General features: G+C 53.9%; 21 protein-coding genes. 9 read left to right on the top strand and 12 right to left on the bottom strand.

The annotated features are described in order from the left end of the window. Positions 1–112: 112 nt before the first annotated feature. From mglC to purM, 6 genes are all read right to left on the bottom strand, one after another. Positions 113–1,123 carry a galactose/methyl galactoside ABC transporter permease MglC gene (gene mglC, locus DZE2538_RS05275; RefSeq protein ID WP_023639204.1) on the bottom strand — a complete coding sequence of 337 codons (1,011 nt, stop codon included), beginning with the start codon at positions 1,121–1,123 and terminating at the stop codon, positions 113–115. A gap of 19 nt (positions 1,124–1,142) precedes the next feature. Continuing rightward, positions 1,143–2,663, bottom strand: coding sequence for a galactose/methyl galactoside ABC transporter ATP-binding protein MglA (mglA, locus tag DZE2538_RS05280; protein WP_023639205.1), 1,521 nt, complete (start codon positions 2,661–2,663; stop codon positions 1,143–1,145). Positions 2,664–2,784: 121 nt separating this feature from the next. Further along, positions 2,785–3,780, bottom strand: coding sequence for a galactose/glucose ABC transporter substrate-binding protein MglB (gene mglB / locus DZE2538_RS05285; RefSeq protein WP_016942010.1), 996 nt, complete (start codon positions 3,778–3,780; stop codon positions 2,785–2,787). Between the two features lie 413 nt (positions 3,781–4,193). Next, positions 4,194–5,192, bottom strand: coding sequence for an HTH-type transcriptional regulator GalS (galS, locus tag DZE2538_RS05295; protein WP_019844586.1), 999 nt, complete (start codon positions 5,190–5,192; stop codon positions 4,194–4,196). 278 nt (positions 5,193–5,470) lie between these two features. Continuing rightward, complete coding sequence (gene purN, locus DZE2538_RS05300) at positions 5,471–6,109, bottom strand: phosphoribosylglycinamide formyltransferase (protein ID WP_016942008.1); 639 nt, start codon at positions 6,107–6,109, stop codon at positions 5,471–5,473. After that, complete coding sequence (gene purM, locus DZE2538_RS05305; RefSeq protein ID WP_038915774.1) at positions 6,109–7,146, bottom strand: phosphoribosylformylglycinamidine cyclo-ligase; 1,038 nt, start codon at positions 7,144–7,146, stop codon at positions 6,109–6,111. Before purM ends, purN begins: the two co-directional genes overlap by 1 nt. Before the next feature lie 270 nt (positions 7,147–7,416). On the opposite strand from purM, the gene upp reads away from it, so the two are divergent. The 3 genes from upp (at position 7,417) to hda (ending at position 10,367) form a co-directional block, all read left to right on the top strand. Beyond that, positions 7,417–8,043, top strand: a complete 627-nt coding sequence (gene upp, locus DZE2538_RS05310; RefSeq protein ID WP_012883833.1) for a uracil phosphoribosyltransferase — start codon at positions 7,417–7,419, stop codon at positions 8,041–8,043. A gap of 187 nt (positions 8,044–8,230) precedes the next feature. Then, positions 8,231–9,544: a uracil permease gene (gene uraA, locus DZE2538_RS05315; RefSeq protein WP_038915775.1), complete on the top strand. Its 1,314-nt coding sequence runs from the start codon at positions 8,231–8,233 to the stop codon at positions 9,542–9,544. A 115-nt stretch (positions 9,545–9,659) separates the two neighbouring features. Further along, entirely contained in the window at positions 9,660–10,367 is a 708-nt protein-coding gene (gene hda / locus DZE2538_RS05320) for a DnaA inactivator Hda (RefSeq protein ID WP_016942004.1), read from the top strand. Between the two features lie 9 nt (positions 10,368–10,376). On the opposite strand, the gene arsC is transcribed toward hda, so the two are convergent. The 4 genes from arsC to DZE2538_RS05340 form a co-directional block, all read right to left on the bottom strand. Then, positions 10,377–10,733: an arsenate reductase (glutaredoxin) gene (gene arsC / locus DZE2538_RS05325; RefSeq protein WP_019844584.1), complete on the bottom strand. Its 357-nt coding sequence runs from the start codon at positions 10,731–10,733 to the stop codon at positions 10,377–10,379. Positions 10,734–10,747: 14 nt separating this feature from the next. Beyond that, positions 10,748–12,211, bottom strand: a complete 1,464-nt coding sequence (gene bepA, locus DZE2538_RS05330; protein WP_038915776.1) for a beta-barrel assembly-enhancing protease — start codon at positions 12,209–12,211, stop codon at positions 10,748–10,750. Positions 12,212–12,409: 198 nt separating this feature from the next. Next, positions 12,410–12,877, bottom strand: a complete 468-nt coding sequence (gene bcp / locus DZE2538_RS05335) for a thioredoxin-dependent thiol peroxidase (RefSeq protein ID WP_019844582.1) — start codon at positions 12,875–12,877, stop codon at positions 12,410–12,412. Positions 12,878–12,879: 2 nt separating this feature from the next. After that, positions 12,880–13,449, bottom strand: coding sequence for a glycine cleavage system transcriptional repressor (locus tag DZE2538_RS05340; RefSeq protein ID WP_019844581.1), 570 nt, complete (start codon positions 13,447–13,449; stop codon positions 12,880–12,882). 147 nt (positions 13,450–13,596) lie between these two features. On the opposite strand from DZE2538_RS05340, the gene dapA reads away from it, so the two are divergent. From dapA to ypfH, 6 genes are all read left to right on the top strand, one after another. Further along, the gene (dapA, locus tag DZE2538_RS05345; protein ID WP_038915777.1) at positions 13,597–14,475 is read left to right on the top strand and encodes a 4-hydroxy-tetrahydrodipicolinate synthase; all 879 of its coding nucleotides are present in this window, start codon (positions 13,597–13,599) and stop codon (positions 14,473–14,475) included. Between the two features lie 16 nt (positions 14,476–14,491). Continuing rightward, entirely contained in the window at positions 14,492–15,532 is a 1,041-nt protein-coding gene (gene bamC / locus DZE2538_RS05350; protein ID WP_012883841.1) for an outer membrane protein assembly factor BamC, read from the top strand. Positions 15,533–15,653: 121 nt separating this feature from the next. Next, entirely contained in the window at positions 15,654–16,367 is a 714-nt protein-coding gene (purC, locus tag DZE2538_RS05355) for a phosphoribosylaminoimidazolesuccinocarboxamide synthase (protein WP_038913415.1), read from the top strand. A 313-nt stretch (positions 16,368–16,680) separates the two neighbouring features. Beyond that, entirely contained in the window at positions 16,681–17,133 is a 453-nt protein-coding gene (locus tag DZE2538_RS05360; protein ID WP_019844577.1) for a DUF441 domain-containing protein, read from the top strand. Positions 17,134–17,152: 19 nt separating this feature from the next. Beyond that, positions 17,153–19,171: a tRNA(Met) cytidine acetyltransferase TmcA gene (locus tag DZE2538_RS05365; RefSeq protein WP_038915778.1), complete on the top strand. Its 2,019-nt coding sequence runs from the start codon at positions 17,153–17,155 to the stop codon at positions 19,169–19,171. A gap of 238 nt (positions 19,172–19,409) precedes the next feature. Continuing rightward, a complete protein-coding gene (gene ypfH / locus DZE2538_RS05370; RefSeq protein ID WP_038915779.1) occupies positions 19,410–20,096 on the top strand; it encodes an esterase in 687 nt (228 codons plus the stop codon). A 125-nt stretch (positions 20,097–20,221) separates the two neighbouring features. Here ypfH and DZE2538_RS05375 read toward each other — a convergent pair whose 3' ends face one another. Both DZE2538_RS05375 and DZE2538_RS05380 read right to left on the bottom strand, forming a co-directional pair. Beyond that, entirely contained in the window at positions 20,222–20,410 is a 189-nt protein-coding gene (locus DZE2538_RS05375) for a YpfN family protein (RefSeq protein ID WP_019844574.1), read from the bottom strand. 137 nt (positions 20,411–20,547) lie between these two features. Beyond that, positions 20,548–21,063 (bottom strand): M15 family metallopeptidase (locus DZE2538_RS05380; protein WP_038915780.1); only part of this gene is annotated, 516 nt, incomplete at its 5' end.

The raw sequence follows: 21,063 nt of genomic DNA on the forward strand, positions 1-21,063 counted from the left end.
CCGGGCATAAGCATCGTTGATTGGCGGTATCTTATCGTACCGATACATTAAGCTGGATAAAAAAAACCTGCCACCGAAGTGGCAGGTTTGACAGCGTGAGGCACGGTTCGCGTTATTTTTTGCGGGCGTACTTCAGGGAGTCCAGGGCAACGGCGAAAATGATGATGCCGCCTTTGATAATGTACTGCCAGTAAGGGCTGACGCCGATGTAAGTCAGACCGTAGTTGATGAGGGTGAAGATGATAACCCCGGTCACGACACCGGCAACCGTACCCACACCACCGGCAAACGACACGCCGCCGACCACGCACGCCGCGATGGCGTCAAGTTCGTACATAAAGCCGAGGTTGTTGGTGGCACTGCCGATACGGCCTGCTTCCAGCATACCGCCGAAGGCATAGAACACGCCGGACAGCATATACACCCAAATCAGGTTCAGCGACACGTTCACACCAGACACTTTGGCGGCTTCCGGGTTACCGCCGATAGCGAAGATGTTTTTACCAAAACGGGTTTTGTTCCACAAAATCCACACGAACAGTGACGCAATCGCTGCATAGAACGTGATGTAGGACAGTTTGAAATCGCCGAAGCGCACAAAGCCCTGTGCAAAAGTGGAGAAACGGTCGTCAAAGCCGGCGATCGGGGAAGCGCCCACGATGTCGTAGTACAGTGAGTTGATACCGTAAACGATGATCATCGTACCCAATGTGGTGATGAACGGCGTCACTTTCAGGTAGGCGATGATAAGACCGTTGACCAGACCAATCACTGCACCGATAGCACAAACAATCAGAATAACCAGCGGGATCGGCATGGTTTCCAGGTGTGGGAACACCTTGTTGGTATTGTCCATCGCCTGTAACAGCGTGGCAGCAACCACGGCGGCGAGGCCGACCTGACGACCAGCTGACAGGTCAGTACCCTGCGTGACGATAAGCCCAGCGACGCCAAGCGCGATAATGACGCGCACCGAAGACTGGGTAAGAATGTTACTCAGGTTGGTGAGGCTGAGGAAGGTGGGGTCCTGGATAATAATAATCACCAGCAGTACCAGCAGTACGGCGTAAATGCCACTGTCTTTCAGCCAGGTGAGCGCACTTTTTTTAGTTGTAGCTTTCATGGTAACAGCCCTTGCATCATTAAAGGTGTAACGACGCTAAACGGAGAATTTCGTTCTGCGTGGTGTTCTTGGTTTCGACAATGCCTGCGACGAGGCCATTACTCATCACCAGAATACGGTCGGTGATGCCCAGCAGCTCTGGCATTTCAGACGAAATGATGATGATTCCTTTGCCTTTTTTCGCCAGCTCTGAAATCAGCTGATAAATCTCGAATTTCGCGCCCACGTCAATGCCGCGGGTCGGTTCATCGAGCATCAGTATTTCCGGCTGAGTCAGCAGCCAGCGTCCGATGATGACCTTCTGCTGGTTACCGCCAGACAGCGAGCCGATAGCGGTGTGGTGGCCTGGGGTTTTTACCCGCATGGAATCAATCACCCACTGCACATCGCTTTTCATGCGTTTGTTGTCCAGCAGGCCGAGGCTGTTCTTGTATTTGTGAATATTGGAAATCAGCGAGTTGAAGCCGACATCCAAATAGGCGTAGATACCGGTAGAGCGGCGCTCTTCGGTGACCAACGCGAAACCGTTATTAATCGCTTCGTTAGCGTTATGGTTGCTGATCTCTTTGCCGTGCAGCTTGATAGTGCCGCTGAGTTTTTCGCGGATACCGAACAGGGTTTCGACAATATCGGTACGTTTGGCACCGACCAGACCCGCAATCCCCAGAATCTCGCCCTGGCGCAGGTCAAACGACACATCGCGGATAGACGGTTGACGCATTGAGGTCAAACCGCGTACTTCCAGCATCACGTCGCCCGGGGTGTTGGTTTTATCCGGGAAGCGTTGATTGAGGGAACGGCCCACCATCATGGCGATGATCTGGTCCATATTCAGGCCTTCCAGCGGCTGAGTTGCGACCCACTGACCGTCACGTAGTACGGTGATTTCATCGCACAACTGGAAGATCTCTTCCATTTTGTGGGAGATATAAACAATGCCACAACCCCGGTCTTTCAGCTTACGAATGATAGTGAACAGATGGTTCACCTCTTTTTCCGTCAGCGATGAGGTGGGCTCGTCCATGATGACGATTTTGGCATTGTAGGAGAATGCTTTGGCGATTTCGATCATCTGCATCTGCGACACGGACAGTGTGGCTACTTTGTCGCGCGGATCGATATCGATATCCAGTTCATCGAAAATGGCTTTGGTGTCGCGATACATTTTTTCCTGATCGACGAACAACCCTTTTTTGGGATAACGGCCGAGCCACATGTTATCCATGACCGAGCGTTGCAAAACCAGGTTCAATTCCTGATGCACCATGGATACGCCGTTCTCCAGCGCTTCTTTCGCGCTTTTGAAATCGATCTCCTGCCCCTGGAATTGAATGCTGCCTGTATCTTTCTGATAAATGCCGAACAGACACTTCAGTAGAGTCGATTTTCCTGCGCCGTTTTCTCCCATCAGGGCATGGATAGAGTGAGGGCGCACCTTCAGGTTGACATTATCCAATGCCTTTACACCGGGAAACGACTTACTGATATTGGTCATCTCCAGCAGGAATTCGCGCTGAGTGGTTAGAGTATCACTGGTCATATTTTACCTGGTCGAAATAATTACCTGGCTGAAACGTTGCCAGACCGAACATGACTGTCTGGCTGAAAAAACCGGTCGTTCAAACAGTGAAGGGCGCAGCGGTTGCCGCGCCCCGACAAGATTACTTCGTGAATTGCGCCAGGTTGTCTTTATCAACCGGCACGTAAGGTACGCGAACCACCTTGTTTTCAATTTTGAAGTTGGTGCCTTCCGCTGCCGGTTTGCCCAACGCCAGGTTTTTCGCCAGATCGATAGTGGCTTTGGCCTGGTTATCGGCGTCATTCAGCACGGTACCAGCCAGTGCGCCGGATTTGATCAGCGACAGGGCTTCTGGCAGCGCGTCAACGCCAAATACCGGAATGCTGCTCTTGTTATGCGCTTTCAGTGCTTCGACCGCACCCATTGCCATAGCGTCGTTGTTGGCAATCAGCACTTCAATCTTGTCGGCGTTAGGACCAGACATCCAGGCGTCAACCTTGTCTTTCGCCATAGCGGTATCCCACATGGCGGTATCCATCTGCAACTGCTGGACTTTGATGCCGTCTTTGGTCAGGGTATCAATCACGTATTTGGTACGTGCTTCGGCATCCGGATGGCCCGGTTCGCCTTTCAGCAGAGCGTACTGGATAACGCCGTCTTTGTTCAGATCCCATGATGGGTTGGCTTTCCAGTGTTTGGCGATCAACTGACCCTGAATGATCCCGGATTCTTTGGAATCGGTACCGACGTAGTAGGCTTTGTCATAGCTGGCCAGTACTTTAGCGTTCGGTTCTTTGTTGAAGAACACCACCGGTACATCGGCCGCTTTCGCTTTCTGTACCACAATGGCGGCGGCAGCCGGGTCAACCAGGTTGATAGCCAGTGCTTTAACGCCTTTGGCCAGCAGGACATCGACCTGATCGTTTTGTTTGGATTGGTCGTTCTGCGAGTCATTCATCAGCAGTTCGACGCCACCCAGGGCTTTGGCTTCTTTTTCAATATCTTTACGCACCATCGACATGAAGTTGTCGTCGTATTTGTAGATGGTGACGCCGATACGGGTATCCGCGGCATGGGCGGAGGCTCCGAACATCATGCTGGCAACCAGGGCGGTGAGAGTGAAAACCTTCTTATTCATGATATCTCCGGGTTTATGCAGGGTAGTTCTCAGTCCGGCCGCACAACGCAAGGTAGACGTAGTACGGCAGTCAGTTAGTCGTCATCAGTGGCGGGTAACGCCGGTCTGATGGAGTTTGCAGGCATGGCCCGCTTAAAGCCTGACTTCCCTGTTTCAGGCGGCGTTCGCCGGTTGGCGGTGCGACCTGATAATGCATCCTGAATATAAACAGCGTCCTGAAACTGATATTGTGAACGTTTTCGCCGTGGCGGCCGCTAACAATTCAACTGACTGGGCGACCGTGTTACAAGGCGTCCGGCCTACGCAGTACGCCACCATCATAGAGAGCGCAATGTTAATTAACTGTGAATTTACTCACAAATTGAAAGCGGTTACATGGATGATTTGAATGAATTAGTGACCGCTTCCACATTTTAACGGGCCGCCACCGAATGCCGCCGTACCAGTGTCGGCATAAAACAGTGTCTGGCTGTTGGGTCCAGCAACCCTGCCGCGCCTTTTAGCGCCAGCTCTGTGGCGATTTTTGCCATGGAAACAATAGGGTAGCGGATAGTGGTCAGGCGCGGGTCGGTGTAACGGGAAATGGGGATATCATCGAAGCCGACCACCGAGAACCGTTCCGGTACCGCAATGCCATTATCTTTCAATGCCATTAACGCACCTGCCGCCATACCGTCGTTATAAGCGAAGACGGCTGTTAACTGTTGGTTGCGTCCCAGCAGTTCCACCATCGCCGCTTCTCCCCCCTGCAGGTCTGGCTCGCCGGCGGCAATCCACTCATCAGGCGGCTCGATGCCATGTTCCTGTAACGCTTGTCGCCAGCCGGTCAGACGCTCCGTTACGTCTTCTATCGGGTGACTGGATCGCAGATAACCAATGCGTTGATGCCCTTGTTGTAACAACATGCGGGTCGCCATCATGGCACCGCTAACGTTGTCGAGGCAGACGCAGCGGTGCGCGTAGTTCGGCAGCACCCGGTTGATCAGCACCATGCCGGGGACTTGATCCATGAAGCCTGCCAGCTCCTCATCGGATAAGGCTTTGGCATGCACGATCAGCGCGTTACAACGCTGGCGGATCAGGACTTCGATGGCATGCCGCTCCTTTTCTTCCTGGTGGTAGGAGTTGTTTATCAGCACATGCTTTTGCAGGCGCTGCGCTACGGTATCAACGGCTTTGACCATCGCGCCGAAGAACGGGTCCGACACGTCCATGACCACCACGCCGATGGTGTCGCTGACCTGTGATGCCAGTGCCTGCGCGTTAGCATTTGGCCGGTAGCCCAATTGTTCGACGGTCTGCAGTACCAGATCGCGTGTCTGTTGGGTGACCGCGCTGTTGTTATTGAGCACACGGGAAACGGTAGCGATGGAAACGCCCGCCTGACGTGCGACATCACGGATGGTAATCATGCAACTCACCACAGAAGAAAAAGTTCACAAGGGCGCCTCTGGCATTCAACCTGTTGGGGGCTATTCTGTCAGGCGTTATGGATAGACTACGTGAGTCATGTCACAGTGATGAAAGCGGTTACATACAATTCTGTAACCTTTGTGACGAGGGTCATTATCCGGGAAAAAGAGCGCGGCTTGATGCGACTCTGTTTATGAAGGCATGATGAGGATAACACGCAAAAACAACGCCCCGACGATGCCAGGGCGTGAGGTAGGCGGACGCTGAATCAGGCGGTTTATTCGGCGGCGTAGCCGCTTGCGGGAATCACTTCGCCGTCAAGCCAGGCGTGATTATCGCGCAGTGCCAGACGTCCTGCCAGGAACCAGCCGACAACCAGCGGGTAGATGCTGTGTTCCTGCGTTTGCACCCGTTCTTGAATATCCTGCTCGGTATCGCCGGGAAAAATGGGCACTCTGGCTTGCAGAATAACCGGGCCACCATCCAACTCTTCAGTGACAAAATGCACTGAGGTGCCGTGCTCGCTGTCGCCGTTTTCCAACGCCTTGCGGTGGGTATGCAAGCCGGGATATTTAGGTAATAGCGATGGGTGGATATTCAGCATTTTCCCCAGAAAACGGGTAACGAATTCGGCGCTGAGGATCCGCATATATCCGGCCAATACCACGACATCTGGCTGATATTTCTCGATTTCGACTGCCAGTGCTGCATCAAAGTCAGCACGACTGGCGTAATCGCCCGGCAGTAGCGCATGGGTGGCGATACCAGCGTCACGCGCCCGCTTGAGACCGAAAGCATCAGGGTTATTGCTCAGTACCGCACTAATTCGCCCGGGAAGGCGACCATGCTGGCAGGCGTCAATTAACGCCTGCAGATTGCTTCCCTGACCTGAAATCAGGACAACGATGTTTTTCATCACTGGATGACCACGGTTTCTCCGCCATCGGTACGGGTAATAACACCGATTTTCCAGGCGGTTTCACCGTTGCTGGTAAGGTGAGCGATAGCATTGTCCGCTTGTTCGGCTGGCAGCGCGATGATCATGCCTACGCCGCAGTTAAAGGTGCGGTACATTTCGTGGCGGCTAACGTTGCCGTTTTGCTGCAACCACTGGAACACAGACGGCCACTGCCAGCTGGATTCTTCAATAGTCGCCTGCATACCTTCCGGCAGTACGCGCGGAATGTTTTCCCAGAAACCGCCGCCGGTCAGGTGGGAAATAGCGTGTACGTCTACGTTTTCAATCAGTGACAGTACAGATTTCACGTAAATTTTAGTCGGGGCCAGCAGGTGATCAGCCAGTGGTTTGCCATCCAGTTGAATCTGTTCCGGATTAGTGCCACTCACTTCGAGGATTTTACGGATCAGCGAGTAACCGTTGGAGTGCGGGCCGCTGGAAGCCAGTGCTACCAGTGCATCGCCTTCACGTACTTTGCTGCCGTCGATGATCTCGGCTTTTTCAACCACGCCGACGCAGAAACCGGCCACGTCGTAATCATCACCGTGGTACATGCCGGGCATTTCAGCGGTTTCGCCACCCACCAGTGCACAGCCAGACTGTTTGCAGCCTTCGGCGATACCGGTGATCACGCGCGCTGCGGTGTCCACATCCAGCTTACCGGTGGCGTAATAATCCAGGAAAAACAGTGGCTCAGCACCTTGTACCACCAGGTCGTTGACGCACATTGCCACCAGGTCGATACCAATCGTATCGTGACGCTGCAGGTCCATCGCCAGACGCAGCTTGGTGCCAACCCCATCGGTACCGGAAACCAGTACCGGTTCGCGGTATTTTTGCGGTAAGGCGCACAGGGCACCGAAACCGCCCAATCCACCCATGACTTCCGGGCGACGGGTCTGTTTCACTACACCTTTGATACGGTCTACCAATGCATTGCCAGCATCAATATCCACGCCTGCGTCTTTATAGCTGAGAGAGGTTTTATCGGTCACTGCGGAGTCCCCACGGAGGTTACGATTGGTTTAAAAAATGGAGCGCGCTAATTCTAACAGCGTAAGCAAACGTTTGCGAGCGGTGTCTTCGCTGTGTGACGCTTTCGTCAGGAGACGATGGAGGCCGTTATCGGCGGTCTGGGGGATGGAGAACGATAATTTCCGTTTTCGCTTGATTTGGATCAGACTGGAATCTATGGCGTACATTTGAAAAAGCGGTATAATCCCGCGATTTTTTTGGCCGTCCACTGCCGATGGGAGTAAAAAGTAATGAAAATCGTCGAGGTAAAACACCCGCTCGTTAAGCATAAATTGGGTCTGATGCGCGAGCACGATATCAGTACCAAGCGTTTTCGCGAACTGGCGTCTGAAGTCGGTAGTTTGCTGACTTATGAAGCCACCGCCGACCTGGCGACGGAAAAAGTGACCATCGAAGGCTGGTGCGGCCCGGTTGAAGTTGACCAAATCAAAGGTAAAAAAATTACCGTCGTACCGATCCTGCGTGCCGGCCTTGGCATGATGGAAGGGGTGCTGGAAAACGTACCGAGTGCGCGTATCAGCGTGGTAGGGATGTACCGCGACGAACAAACGCTGGAGCCGGTCCCTTATTTCCAGAAACTGGCTTCTAACATCGACGAACGCATGGCGCTGGTCGTTGACCCGATGCTGGCGACTGGCGGCTCGATGATTGCCACTGTCGACCTGCTGAAGAAAGCCGGTTGCCGTAGCATTAAGGTGCTGGTATTGGTTGCTGCTCCCGAAGGGATTGCCGCGCTGGAGAAAGCGCATCCGGATGTAGAGTTGTACACCGCCTCTATCGACAAGGGCCTCAACGAGCACGGTTACATTATGCCGGGCCTGGGCGATGCGGGCGACAAGCTGTTTGGTACGAAATGATATCCAGCCGACTGTAGAGTCGGCTTTTTTTTGCGTATAAGCCGCCGTTTCTGACCTAACCTAACGGCTGGCCCCTGCGCATTCCACGGATGGCGAGATTTTTTCAGCGTCGATGGAAAATGGTCGACGCTGAACTTTCTGCCGGGGTTCCCGGTATTTTTCAGTCTGAGACACAGAGGAAAACACGATGACTCGTCGCGCCATCGGCGTCAGTGAACGCCCCCCGCTTTTGCAAACGATACCGCTGAGTTTCCAGCATCTGTTTGCGATGTTCGGAGCCACCGTACTGGTGCCCATTCTGTTTAAGATTAACCCAGCGACCGTACTGCTGTTCAATGGTATCGGTACATTGCTTTATCTGTTTATCTGTAAAGGTAAAATCCCGGCGTATCTGGGCTCTAGTTTTGCGTTTCTCTCGCCGGTTTTTCTGCTGTTGCCGCAGGGATATGAAGTGGCGCTGGGCGGCTTTATTCTGTGCGGCGCACTGTTTTGTCTGGTGGCGTTGCTGGTGAAAAAAGTCGGAACCGGCTGGCTGAACGTGATTTTCCCACCGGCGGCGATGGGGGCGATTGTCGCAGTAATCGGGCTGGAACTGGCGGGTGTGGCGGCCAATATGGCGGGCTTGCTGCCTGCTGCCGGTACTGAAATGGATACCAAGACTGTCACTGTTTCACTGGTAACGCTAGCGGTAACCGTGCTGGGCTCCGTCTTGTTTCGCGGTTTTCTGGCGATTATCCCTATCCTGATTGGCGTACTGGTAGGGTATGCGCTTGCTTTCGTGATGGGCATGGTGGATTTAACGCCGATCGCTCAGGCGCACTGGTTCGCTTTACCCACCTTTTATACACCGCGTTTTGAGTGGGTGGCGATGCTGACGGTACTGCCCGCCGCGCTGGTGGTGGTCGCTGAGCATGTGGGTCATCTGGTGGTCACCGCCAATATCGTGAAAAAAGATCTGATGCGTGACCCTGGTCTGCACCGGTCGTTGTTTGCTAACGGTATTTCGACCATGCTATCCGGCTTTTTTGGTTCCACGCCGAATACGACTTACGGCGAGAATATCGGCGTACTGGCGATCACGAAAGTGTACAGTACCTGGGTTATTGGCGGCGCGGCAATCATTGCGATTCTGCTCTCCTGCGTCGGTAAGCTGGCTGCGGCAATTCAGGCAGTGCCGGTTCCGGTCATGGGCGGTGTGTCGCTGCTGCTTTACGGTGTTATCGGTGCATCCGGTATTCGTGTGCTGATCGAATCCAAGGTGGATTACAACAAGGCGCAGAACCTGATCCTGACCTCGGTCATCCTGATCATCGGCGTGAGTGGTGCGAAGATCCATCTGGGGGCGGTCGAGCTCAAAGGGATGGCGCTGGCCACGGTGGTGGGTGTATTCCTGAGCCTCGTGTTTCGCGTTATCAGCCTGTTCCGTAAAGAAGAAGAGGTGATTGATGTGAGTGACGATGCGGGCGACAAAACCTCTACTCACTCCTCTTCTGCACACTAATTCTCCGGCCCGTTGATGTTGCGACGGGCAGTGCGGTGAACCGGCGGGATGCCGGTTCAATCGCAAAAGGTTTCTATGCTAAACTTGATTCGTTTTCCTGCCTGTTTGGTTTGAGGTGCTTCTGAACACACCGGCACAGTTATCATTGCCACTCTACTTACCCGATGACGAAACCTTTGCCAGTTTCTACCCGGGAGAAAACACGTCTCTGCTGGCCGCTATCCACACGACGTTAGATCAGGAACATGGTAGTTACATCTATTTCTGGTCACGTGAAGGCGGCGGTCGTAGTCACCTGTTGCATGCAGCCTGCGCTGAATTGTCCCGTCTTGGTCGTGCGGTCGGCTATGTGCCGCTGGATAAGCGTGCTTATTTCGTTCCAGAAGTACTGGACGGGATGGAGCAACTGTCGCTGGTCTGTATCGACAATATTGAAGCGATCGCCGGTGATGATGCATGGGAAATGGCGCTGTTTAATCTATACAACCGCATTCAGGAAGGTGGCCGCACCCGCTTGCTAATTACCGGCGATCGTCCGCCGCGTCAGATCAATCTGCAACTGGCGGATCTGGCCTCACGTCTCGACTGGGGGCAAATCTATCGCTTGCAGCCATTGTCGGATGAAGAAAAAGGCGAAGCGTTACAATTGCGGGCTCGGTTACGTGGTTTTGAACTGCCGGAAGACGTCAGCCGTTTTCTGCTAAAACGGCTGGACCGGGAAATGCGCACGCTATTTATGACGCTAGACCAGCTCGATCACGCGTCCATCACTGCCCAACGTAAACTGACGATTCCTTTCGTCAAAGAGATCCTCGGGCTGTAACGCCCTCTGTCACAGGATATCCAGCACCTGCTCCGGTGGGCGACCCAGTTTAGCGTGACCGTTGGCAACCACGATTGGGCGTTCAATCAATTTCGGGTGGGTGACCATTGCCTCAATCAGTTGAGCCTCTGTCAGCGCGCCGTCGGCCAGATTCAACTCGCGGTACAACTCCTCTTTTCGACGCATCAGTTCGCGCGCACTGCTCAATCCAAGCTGTTTAATCAGTCTGGTGAGGGTTGCGGCGTCCGGTGGCGTATCCAGATACAACACCACCTCCGGTTCGATGCCCTGTTGCTGGAGCAGAGCCAGCGTTTCGCGGCTCTTGGAACAACGGGGGTTATGATAGATGGTCACCGATTTACTCATTCCATTCACCTTTCTCAGGATTTTTCATAAGGGCGGAAACGTTGCTGCAGCGCACGTAACTGATCGATGCGGGCATCGTAGCGTGCCTGATCGAGGCTGCCGAGCTTGCTTTGTGAGCTGGCGTTACTCAGCAAACGAATCGCCTGATCCAGTTTGCCGTTAAGTGCCAGACTTTCCGCCCGGGATGCCAGCTCCTCGCCGCGCATATTCTGCGCGGCAGACGCCTGCGCCAGTAAGTCCCAGCCATTTGGATCGTCCGGATGGGCATAGGTGTATTTACGCAAGATACGAATAGCGTCAGCGGATTTATGGCTTTCTACCATCGCGTTAGCCAGATTGATCTGCAGGACTGGGTTGTCCTGCGCATCCGGCACTTTCTGCAAACGGGCGACGGCTTGATCCGCCCGCTGCTGACCGATATCGATGTCGGTCATCAGATCAAGAAACCAAGGGTTTGACGGCGATTTATCCAGCAAGGGTTGCAGCGTCGCGCGTGCTTCATCGTACTTTTTGGTTTGATAGGCCCGAATAGCTCGGCCGTATTGAGCCGCTAACTGCTCGCGTGCGTTACCTTTGGCCCAGTTGTCCAACAGGGCGGCACCATACGGGTTATCTTGCGAGACGTACATTCCCAACACACGCGCCTTGGCGAACAGAAAATCCTGTGAGGAGTGCACCGGCGTGGACTTCATCTGATTGGCGCGGTTGCGGGCGTCCGACAGTCGGCTTTCCGGCAATGGGTGCGTCAGCAACATTTCCGGCGGTTTAGTGGCGTAGCGCGAGATATCCGCCAGTCGTTGCAGGAAATTGGGCATCGCCTGTGGGTCAAACCCGGCTCGTTGCAATACCTGAATCCCGATGCGATCCGCTTCCTGTTCATTCGCTTGGGTAAAGCTGATGACGCTTTGCTGTGCACCTGCCAGCGTACCGCTAAGTGCGGCGATCCCGGCCTGTGGGTTTGCCATCGCCAGCAGCAGTGAACCAAACGCGCCAGCCCAGGCGAGCGGGGCGCTGGCTTTCTGGGCTTCCATGGCGCGTGCTAAATGGCGCTGGGTTACGTGGGAGATTTCGTGTGCCAGTACCGAGGCCAGCTCACTTTCACTTTCCACATAGCGGAATAGCCCAGAGTGCAGCACAACATTGCCGCCGAAGAAGGCAAAGGCGTTGATTTCGTCGTTGTTGACCAGAAAGAAGTGAAACGGCGTACGCACGGAATCAGCTGACTTAACCAGCCGTCCGCCCAACTGATTGATGTACTGCAGCAATAGCGGGTCGTTAATCAGCGGCGCACCGGCACGCAACTGGCGTAGGTAGAAATCCCCCATCACCAGTTCCTGATTAATACTGAGCGTTCCGCCCGCGGTGGTGCCGATATCCGGCAATGTGTCCTGTGTCGTGGCCGTGACCATCAGCGGGCTTGCGCTGAGTAACGTGCCTGCCAGTAGGGCGATGACCGTCTGTTTAAACCGATAGGACATAACGAAGACAACCTTTCGAACAACCTGAAAGAATGGTCATCATCTTAGCCAGCAGTGGCAAACAATGAAACATGAATAGGGAAAAAGGCGGTGTAAAAAATGGGAAATGCGTGGTGGTTTGTGGTTTGTGGTTTGCCGACGCACCGAATACCGCGTCGGCAATAATCAGGAGCAGAATAATCAAGAAAAGGAAAAGGTTCAGGCACCTTTTAAGTAATTCAATACGATATCGTGGTGATTACTGGTCTTGAAGTCATCGAATACTTTTTCGATGTTGCCTTCAGCGTTGATCAGAAAACTGACCCGGTGAATGCCATCATAGGTTTTACCCATGAAGGTTTTTTCACCCCAGACGCCGAACTGCTCTGCTACCTGATGGTCTTCATCAGCCAGCAGGGTAAAGTTCAGCAGCTCTTTTTCCGTAAAGCGGGACAATTTTTCCGGCTTATCGGTGCTGATACCCAGAACCTCAACGCCGAATTTCTTCAGCTCGTCCATGTTATCGCGAAGCCCACAGGCTTGCACGGTGCAACCTGGCGTCATGGCCTTGGGATAGAAATACACCAACACCCGTTGTCCCTGGAAGTCGGCCAAATTAACTTGTTCGCCATCCTGGTCGGGCAAGCTAAATTTCGGTGCGGTATCACCGGCTTTCAGTGTGGTCATCACTACTCTCCATCTTTCTCTTCGTGCTGTGGATAGTTCACAACGCTAATACTGCCTTGCGCGTGCAGTTCTGTACATAGCTGATGAAAGGCCGGCTCAATAATTGAACTGGCTAACGCAGCCGGGCTGTGCGCCGTAATCTGGATATACAGTTGCGGCGGCGTATCGCCATCGGCAGGGCGGGTTTTGGACACCAGCTCGGCGATGTTCATTTGATGAGAATCAAACAGATCAGTAAAGCGTTCAATGATGTGTGGGGAGTCAGCAACATCCACTTTGACCCACACGGTGGCAGGCATCGGCGGGCGGGACTGCGATTCTGTACGTTTCATCACAATCAGCAAATCCAGTTCGACACCTTTGAGCGGCAGGGTGGATTCGATAAGCGTAATCGCGTTCCAACTGCCAGAAAGCAACATGATAAACGTGAACTCGGTGCCCAGCATCGCAAGTCGGCTATCTTCGATGTTGCAACCACAGCTACTGACGTGGCGGGTAATCGTATTAACGATACCGGGACGATCCGTCCCCAACGCGGTAATGACCAGATAGTGTTCTTGTGGGCGCGGCAAAATAGTGCTTCCTGTACAAAATGTTGGGAGTAACATGGTAAACATAAAAAAAACCACCTGCCAAGCGCAGACAACCACGGTTGTCTGCTTGCTTTTGCATAGAAGTCAAAAGTACCATGAAGCACTTGTTTGTGGAGGGGATGGCTAATGTTTACGGGTAGTATTGTTGCTCTGGTGACGCCGATGGACGACAAAGGTGCCGTTGATCGCGCGAGCCTGAAAAAACTGATTGATTATCATGTCGCTAGCGGTACGTCCGCGATTGTGTCGGTGGGCACCACCGGCGAGTCCGCCACCTTGAGTCACGATGAACATGGCGACGTGGTGATGTTGACGCTGGAATTAAGCGACGGTCGAATCCCGGTTATCGCCGGTACCGGTGCTAATTCAACGGCTGAGGCGATTTCCCTCACCCAGCGTTTTAACAATACGGATGTGGCCGGGTGCCTGACCGTGACGCCGTATTACAACAAGCCGACCCAGCATGGTTTGTTCCTGCATTTCAAGGCGATTGCCGAGCACACCGACCTGCCGCAGATCCTCTACAATGTGCCATCCCGTACGGGTTGTGACATGTTGCCGGAAACCGTCGCCCGTCTGTCAGAAGTCAGAAATATTGTTGCCATTAAGGAAGCGACCGGGAACTTAAGCCGTGTCAGCCAGATCCAAGAGCTGGTTCATGAAGATTTCATTTTGCTGAGCGGCGACGACGCCAGCTCGCTGGACTTTATGCAACTCGGTGGCAACGGCGTGATTTCCGTGACAGCCAATATCGCGGCCCGTGAAATGGCGGCGCTGTGCAAGCTGGCGGCTCAAGGGAATTTCGTTGAAGCCCGCCGTCTTAATCAGCGTCTGATGCCGTTGCATCATAAACTGTTTGTTGAACCCAATCCGATTCCGGTGAAATGGGCCTGTAAGGCATTGGGATTGATGGCGACCGATACGCTTCGTCTGCCGATGACGCCGCTGACCGATGCCGGTCGCGACGTGATGGAGCAGGCTATGAAGCAGGCGGGTCTGCTGTAACCGTTAGGGAGATTTGATGAGTTCTTCATTGCAAAAGTCGATGGTGGCAAAGGTTGTCGGTGTTTCGCTGATCATGTTGCTGGCCGCCTGTACCAGCGATCAACGCTACAAGCGTCAGGTTAACGGCGATGAATCCTATCTGCAAACCCCCGAACACCGGGCGTTGAATGTACCGCCCGGTCTGATTCTGCCGCTGCAGAATGGGGATTTCGATATTCCTCCAGTCAACCAGAATGGGCTGGTTGGTAAAGCGCTGGATATTCGCCCGCCGATGCAGCCATTGGCTTTGTTGAATGGTTCCCGCGGTCAGGTGTCTGGCAATACGGCGACGTTGTTGCTGGAGAACAATGCGCGCAACAGCAGTCTGTGGTCGGTGTTGACGCAGGTCCTCCAGTCGAAAGGCTACACGATTGCCAGCCGCCAGGATGCCAACCGGACGCTGACGACCGATTGGATCACCTGGAAGCGTGAAGATGAAGATGTCGCGCATCAGGCGCGTTACCAGATAACGCTGCAGACGCAAGGCTATCAATTGGCGTTGACCGTGAAACTGCTGGATCTGCAGCAGAACACCAGCCCGGTGACAGATAGTAGCGAAACTCAGCGTTATACCGCGATGATGCTCAATACGCTGTCTGACGAACTGGATAAGCGCCTGAACGATAATGACAGCGCTCAGGCTAGTCGTAACAGCCAGCAGCTCAATGTGCAGAGCGGTGCTGATGATTCCGGTCTGCCATTGCTGGTGGTGCGTGGTACCTACAATCAGGTATGGGACCGTCTGCCGAAAGCGCTGGATAAAGTCGGGATGACCGTTAACGATCGCAGTCGTCCGCAAGGTTCGGTGTCTGTCAGCTATAAGGCACCGAGCAGCGGAACCTGGAATGAACTGGGTGCGCGCGATCCACAATTGCCGAACGGCGATTACAAACTGCAGGTCGGTGATTTGGGTAACCGCAGTACGCTGCAATTTATCGACTCCAAAGGACATACGCTAAGCCAGTCGCAAAATGATGCGCTGGTCGCTGTGTTGCAGGCCGCGTTCAGCAAGTCGTAAAACGCAAAAGGGTCGGGTTCTCCGGCCCTTCTTCATTTAGTCATCAACGTGATGGGTTTATCAACACGTTCAATTAACGGGCCCGGTGCGGGTGGCCCTTACTTGTGTGGAGTAATAAAAGATGCAAAAGCTAGCTGAGTTGTATCGCGGAAAAGCGAAAACGGTCTACACCACGGAAGATCCGGATCTGTTGGTGCTGGAGTTCCGCAATGATACGTCAGCAGGGGATGGTGCTCGCATTGAGCAGTTTGATCGTAAAGGGATGGTGAATAACAAGTTCAACCACTTCATCATGACCAAGCTGGAAGAAGCTGGGATCCCAACCCAGATGGTGAGTCTGCTGTCGGATACTGAAGTACTGGTGAAGAAGCTGCAAATGGTGCCAGTCGAATGCGTAGTGCGTAACCGTGCTGCAGGATCGCTGGTTAAACGCCTGGGTATCACGGAAGGTGAGATTCTCAATCCGCCGTTGTTCGACCTGTTCCTAAAAAACGACGCCATGCACGACCCGATGGTGAACGAGTCCTACTGCAAGACCTTCGGCTGGGTCAGCGAAGAGAATCTGTCGCGTATGAAGGAACTGAGCTACAAAGCCAATGAAGTACTGAGCAAGCTGTTTGGCGATGCGGGCCTGATCCTGGTGGACTTTAAGCTGGAGTTCGGTCTGTTCAAAGGCGAAGTGGTGCTGGGCGACGAGTTCTCGCCGGACGGTAGCCGCCTGTGGGATAAAGAAACCCTGAACAAAATGGATAAAGACCGTTTCCGTCAGAGCCTGGGTGGCCTGATTGAAGCCTATGAAGAAGTCGCACGCCGTCTGGGTGTTAAACTGGACTAACTGCGCAATCGTTTACGTTCTGGCAGGCGGCTGTAGTTTCCGGTTGCCAGAACGGGACAGCTGTTTGCCTGATACCTGTTAATCTGCCAAAGGTCTATCTGGTAGCGATTTGTCTGACAAGTCGGTGTCTGTTAGCCCGTTGCCGGATACTGCCTGACGACATCCGATCGTAGGTCTCTCTGATGCCTCTTCGCGGCTGGTCTCCTGCTGCGTGGCACTCTTCATATTGCTTTAGTGAATCATGCTGTCTGAGTGAAATGAGTGCTATTATTTCCTGCCTGTGTGTCGACCGATTCAGGCAAGGATATGTTTTATGGCCTTTTTTGACCCAACGTTACTTATCTTACTGGCATTGGCTGCCCTCGGTATTATCAGCCAGAACATGACGGTTACCCTGGCTATTTTGTTTTTGGTGGTGGTGCGTATTACGCCGCTGAATCACTATTTCCCGTGGGTGGAAAAATATGGCCTGTCGTTTGGGGTGCTGGTACTCACCATCGGCGTGATGGCACCCATTGCCAGCGGCAAAATTTCTGCCGGTGATGTGCTCTCTTCATTTTTACACTGGAAATCGTTACTGGCGGTGGCTATTGGTATCGCGGTTTCCTGGCTCGGTGGGCGAGGCGTCGCACTGATGAGTAACCAACCCTCGGTTGTGGCCGGTTTGTTGGTGGGTACCGTGATGGGGGTAGCGCTATTTCGTGGCGTGCCAGTGGGGCCACTGATTGCAGCGGGATTGCTCTCGTTACTGATCGGCAAAGGCTAAGTGTGCTTTGGGGAGTGTCGTGGAATCTTTCGTTGTCAGCCAGCACTATCAGCAGCGTTATGGCATTCGTCGTCTGCTGGTGCTAAGCGGCCAGTCTGACTGGTGCGGCGAGCAGGCTATACGCTTGAGTGCTCTGCTACCCGGAGACTGGTTGTGGGTGGGCACATCAGCACCGCAGCACATGACCCCTTTAGCGCCTTCGCGCGTGCGTGGTGTGTTAGGGCAGGAGTATCTGCACGCGGTATTTGATGCCAGAGAAGGCTTCGATGCACAAGCGCTGGCGATGTTGGCTGGGGCGCTCAAGGCTGGTAGTTGGCTCGTGTTATTGGTTCCCGAGTGGGCGTCGTGGCCTGATAGCCCGGATGCCGATAGCCTGCGCTGGAGTGAACAATCACAGCCGATTGCCACGCCTCGTTTTATCCGACATGTGCAGTGCCAACTGCTGGCGGATGAAGAGGTCATGGTATGGCGCCAGCAAGACGCCGAACCGGTGATGTCTCCCCCGGCACACCGCCCGGACTGGCTACCCGCTACTGGTGAGCCGACATCTTGCCAGTACCGCATCGTGCAGCAATTGCAGCATACCGCATGTGCCGTGTCGGTGATTACCGCCCCGCGTGGGCGTGGCAAATCAACGCTGTCCGGTATGCTGGCGAGCCAGTGTCAGGGGGGATGTTGGGTAACGGCACCGTCACGCGCTGCTGGCGAGATTCTGTTACGACAAGCCGGGGATGCAGCAACATTTTGGGCGCCGGACGCCCTGTTGGCGTTCTGTCAGCAGCACGGTACACCACCGGTAGACTGGCTGTTGATTGATGAAGCCGCCGCTATCCCTACGTCGCTATTGCGATCGTTATTGCCGTTTTTCCGTCGTGTGGTGATGACAACCACGGTTCAAGGCTATGAGGGGACTGGTCGTGGTTTTCTGCTTAAATTTTGTGCCTCATTGCCGAACTGGCAGGCTATCGAACTGACTGAGCCATTACGTTGGGCGCAGCATGATCCGCTGGAGCATATTGTGGATCGCATGATGCTGTTTGATGCTGAAAAACAGGTACCGAAACGACTTGATGCTCCCCCTGTTATTCGTCTGGAGAGGCAGGATGACTGGCTGAGCCAGCCCGAACGTCTGGAAGGCTGCTATGGATTGCTCTGTAGCGCCCATTACCGTACTTCTGCGCTAGATTTACGCCGCTTGATGGATGCCCCCGGTATGTATGTTGCCAGCGCTTGTGTCGACGAGAAGATTGGCGGGGTTATCTGGCTGGTGGATGAAGGGGGATTGTCGGCGACACTGGCGCAGGAGGTGTGGGCCGGACGCCGTCGCCCAAGCGGAAATTTGGTGGCGCAGTCGTTGGCCGCACACGCTAATCAATGGCAGGCACCGGTGTTACGATCGCGTCGTATCAGTCGTATCGCTGTGCTAGCCGCCCATCGAGGTCAGGGAATCGGTCTGGCACTGGTGCGAGATCAACAGCAACAGGCTCAACAGGCGCAACTGGATTTTCTGTCTGTCAGTTTCGGTTTTCAGCCAGACTTGTGGCAGTTCTGGCAACGTTGCGGGTTCCAACTGGTGCGTATCGGTAGTCATGTTGAGGCCAGCAGTGGGTGCTATAGCGCGATGGCACTGTTCCCGCTCAGTGAAGCGGGGGAGGCGTTGACCGCTTTAGCACACCATGAATTACGTCGGGATTGGTTTTGGCTGCGGCGCGATATTCCGTTGACGCTGGATTTGCCACTGGAGACAGAACAGGCATTCACGGTTGATGACTGGCGTAATCTGGCGGGGTTTGCTCTGGCTCACCGTCCGCCGGAAGCCTGTCAGGGGGCGTTGTCACGTTTGGTATTCCATTCGCCGATGGCATTGGTGGCCTTAAGGTTGTGGCTTGAGCAAGGTAAAAGTGCGACGGAGTGCGTTCAGCAACTGCAACTGGCGGGCAAAAAGGCGTTGGTTCAGCGCTGGCGTACCGAAACGGCCCAGGCGTTGCAGCATTTGGATGCCGCACAATGGCAACGCTGGCATGACGTTATCCTATAGCGAAATAAGTGGTTTTATTCCTCAGATTTATTTCAAGTGGTAGCGATCACAATTTTGCAACTAAAACTGTGAGATGACCTGCTGATTTTCCCCGTTCATATACACTGATCCTGATACAGGATAATGGAATAACTTGTTCAATAAACCTCAATATTGACCCGCCATCGAGGGGCGTATAGTGACCGCTGAATATTTTACATAGTCGGTTCCCCCAGAAGAGAACCGCAGGAGAGGCGATATGAAGCATGACTATTTTGTGGTGCAACAGCCACCTTCACCTAAGCAGTTGTTTTTACTATTTCACGGCGTAGGCGACAACCCGGTTTCTATGGGACAGATTGGCCGTTATTTTGCCGATGCATTTCCCATGGCGCAGGTTATCAGTGTGGGGGGCCCGGAAGCGATTGGCTTGGGCGAAGGACGCCAGTGGTTTTCGGTTCAGGGGGTAACGGAAGATAACCGTGCCCGCCGCGTGAATGCCGTTATGCCGCGTTTTATCGATACGGTTCGCTATTGGCAGGCGTCTACGGGAATCGATTATTCCCACACGGCGTTGATTGGTTTTTCTCAGGGCTCAATCATGATCCTGGAAGCGCTGAAAGCAGAGAAGAATCTGGCTGGGCGGGTTGTGGCATTCAGTGGCCGTTTTGCCACGCTGCCTGACCAGCCGATGTACGATGTGGTGGTTCATCTGGTTCATGGTGAGGAAGACCCGGTGATTACCGCCGATCATGCCCGGCAGGCAGCACAGAGCTTGCGCGCTCAGGGATCGGATTTTACGTTGGATCTGGTGCCGCAACTCGGGCACGCCATCGATGGCCGCATGATGGAATACGCGCTGGACCGACTGCATCACTATATTCCTAAACGCTTCTGGGATGAGGCGGTGATGGGGGAACGCGGTGAGCTGGTGGCATTTCGCTAACTGACCGATGGCGGGGTTCGTGTTTTAAGCCATGTATTTTAAGCGAGAAATGCAGCAGAAACCGCTCATCAATAAACAGGCCGGGCCACAAGAGTGACCCGGCCTTATGATGTTCAGTGTATGTCTCAGGGTTTTTTCTGCGGCCAGTCGTCTTCGTTGTCCCACTGTGCGTTGTTATCGCGGTGTGGCGGCAAAGGCGGTTTGTTATTCAGAAAACGTTTATGGTCAAGGCGGCGTAGTTCCTTGATACCGTTGAGCAGCATCCCCACTAGCACCAGCAGTATTACCCACCAGTAATCAGCCAGCCATCCCATGGTTGTTCCTCATTATTTTAGCGACTCTTATCGTATAAGCCTTATTGTAGCTGGTGAGCTGCCATTATTTCAGGTTATCGGTAAATACAGATCGGTTGCATGTCAGCGGATACGCTGTCTATCAACCGATATATTGATCAACCGGTATATTGTGTATCAGCAGACAATATAACGCGCTGAAACAGGCTCGATAGATTGTGTTCCAACCACTCCCGCCCGGCAATCTCTTCGCCTTGCCAGGCGTGTAAAATGCACTCAGGCGTTAGCTGTGACTGCGCAACCTGAGCCAGCGGTGCGTAGCTGAGGTGCCAGGGTTCTATCGCGACACCACCGTTATCCTGGGCGAATGGCCGGTAAAAACCGAAGCGGGCCATATGGTGGGTGAGCCAGTCGTTCAGACTGGAAAAATAACCGCCTGACTGGTATTCCCAGGGTTCCAGTTGCAATTTCTGACCGGCAGGTAATAAGTCCGGGTCGTAAACATCCAGATCACTGCCCCAATGGTGGCGGCTGCCGCCCGGTAATGCGGACCAGCGTAGAATAGCCTCACAACGAGCGCCTTCATCCAGCGCTAGTGCATCGAGCGGCTGGCAGTGACGGTCCAGCAGCGGGCGCTGACCGGTAAACTTGCCATTCCAGATCTGGCGCTGGCG

This window comes from Dickeya zeae NCPPB 2538 (genome assembly GCF_000406165.1).
Classification (GTDB): Bacteria; Pseudomonadota; Gammaproteobacteria; order Enterobacterales; family Enterobacteriaceae; genus Dickeya; species Dickeya zeae.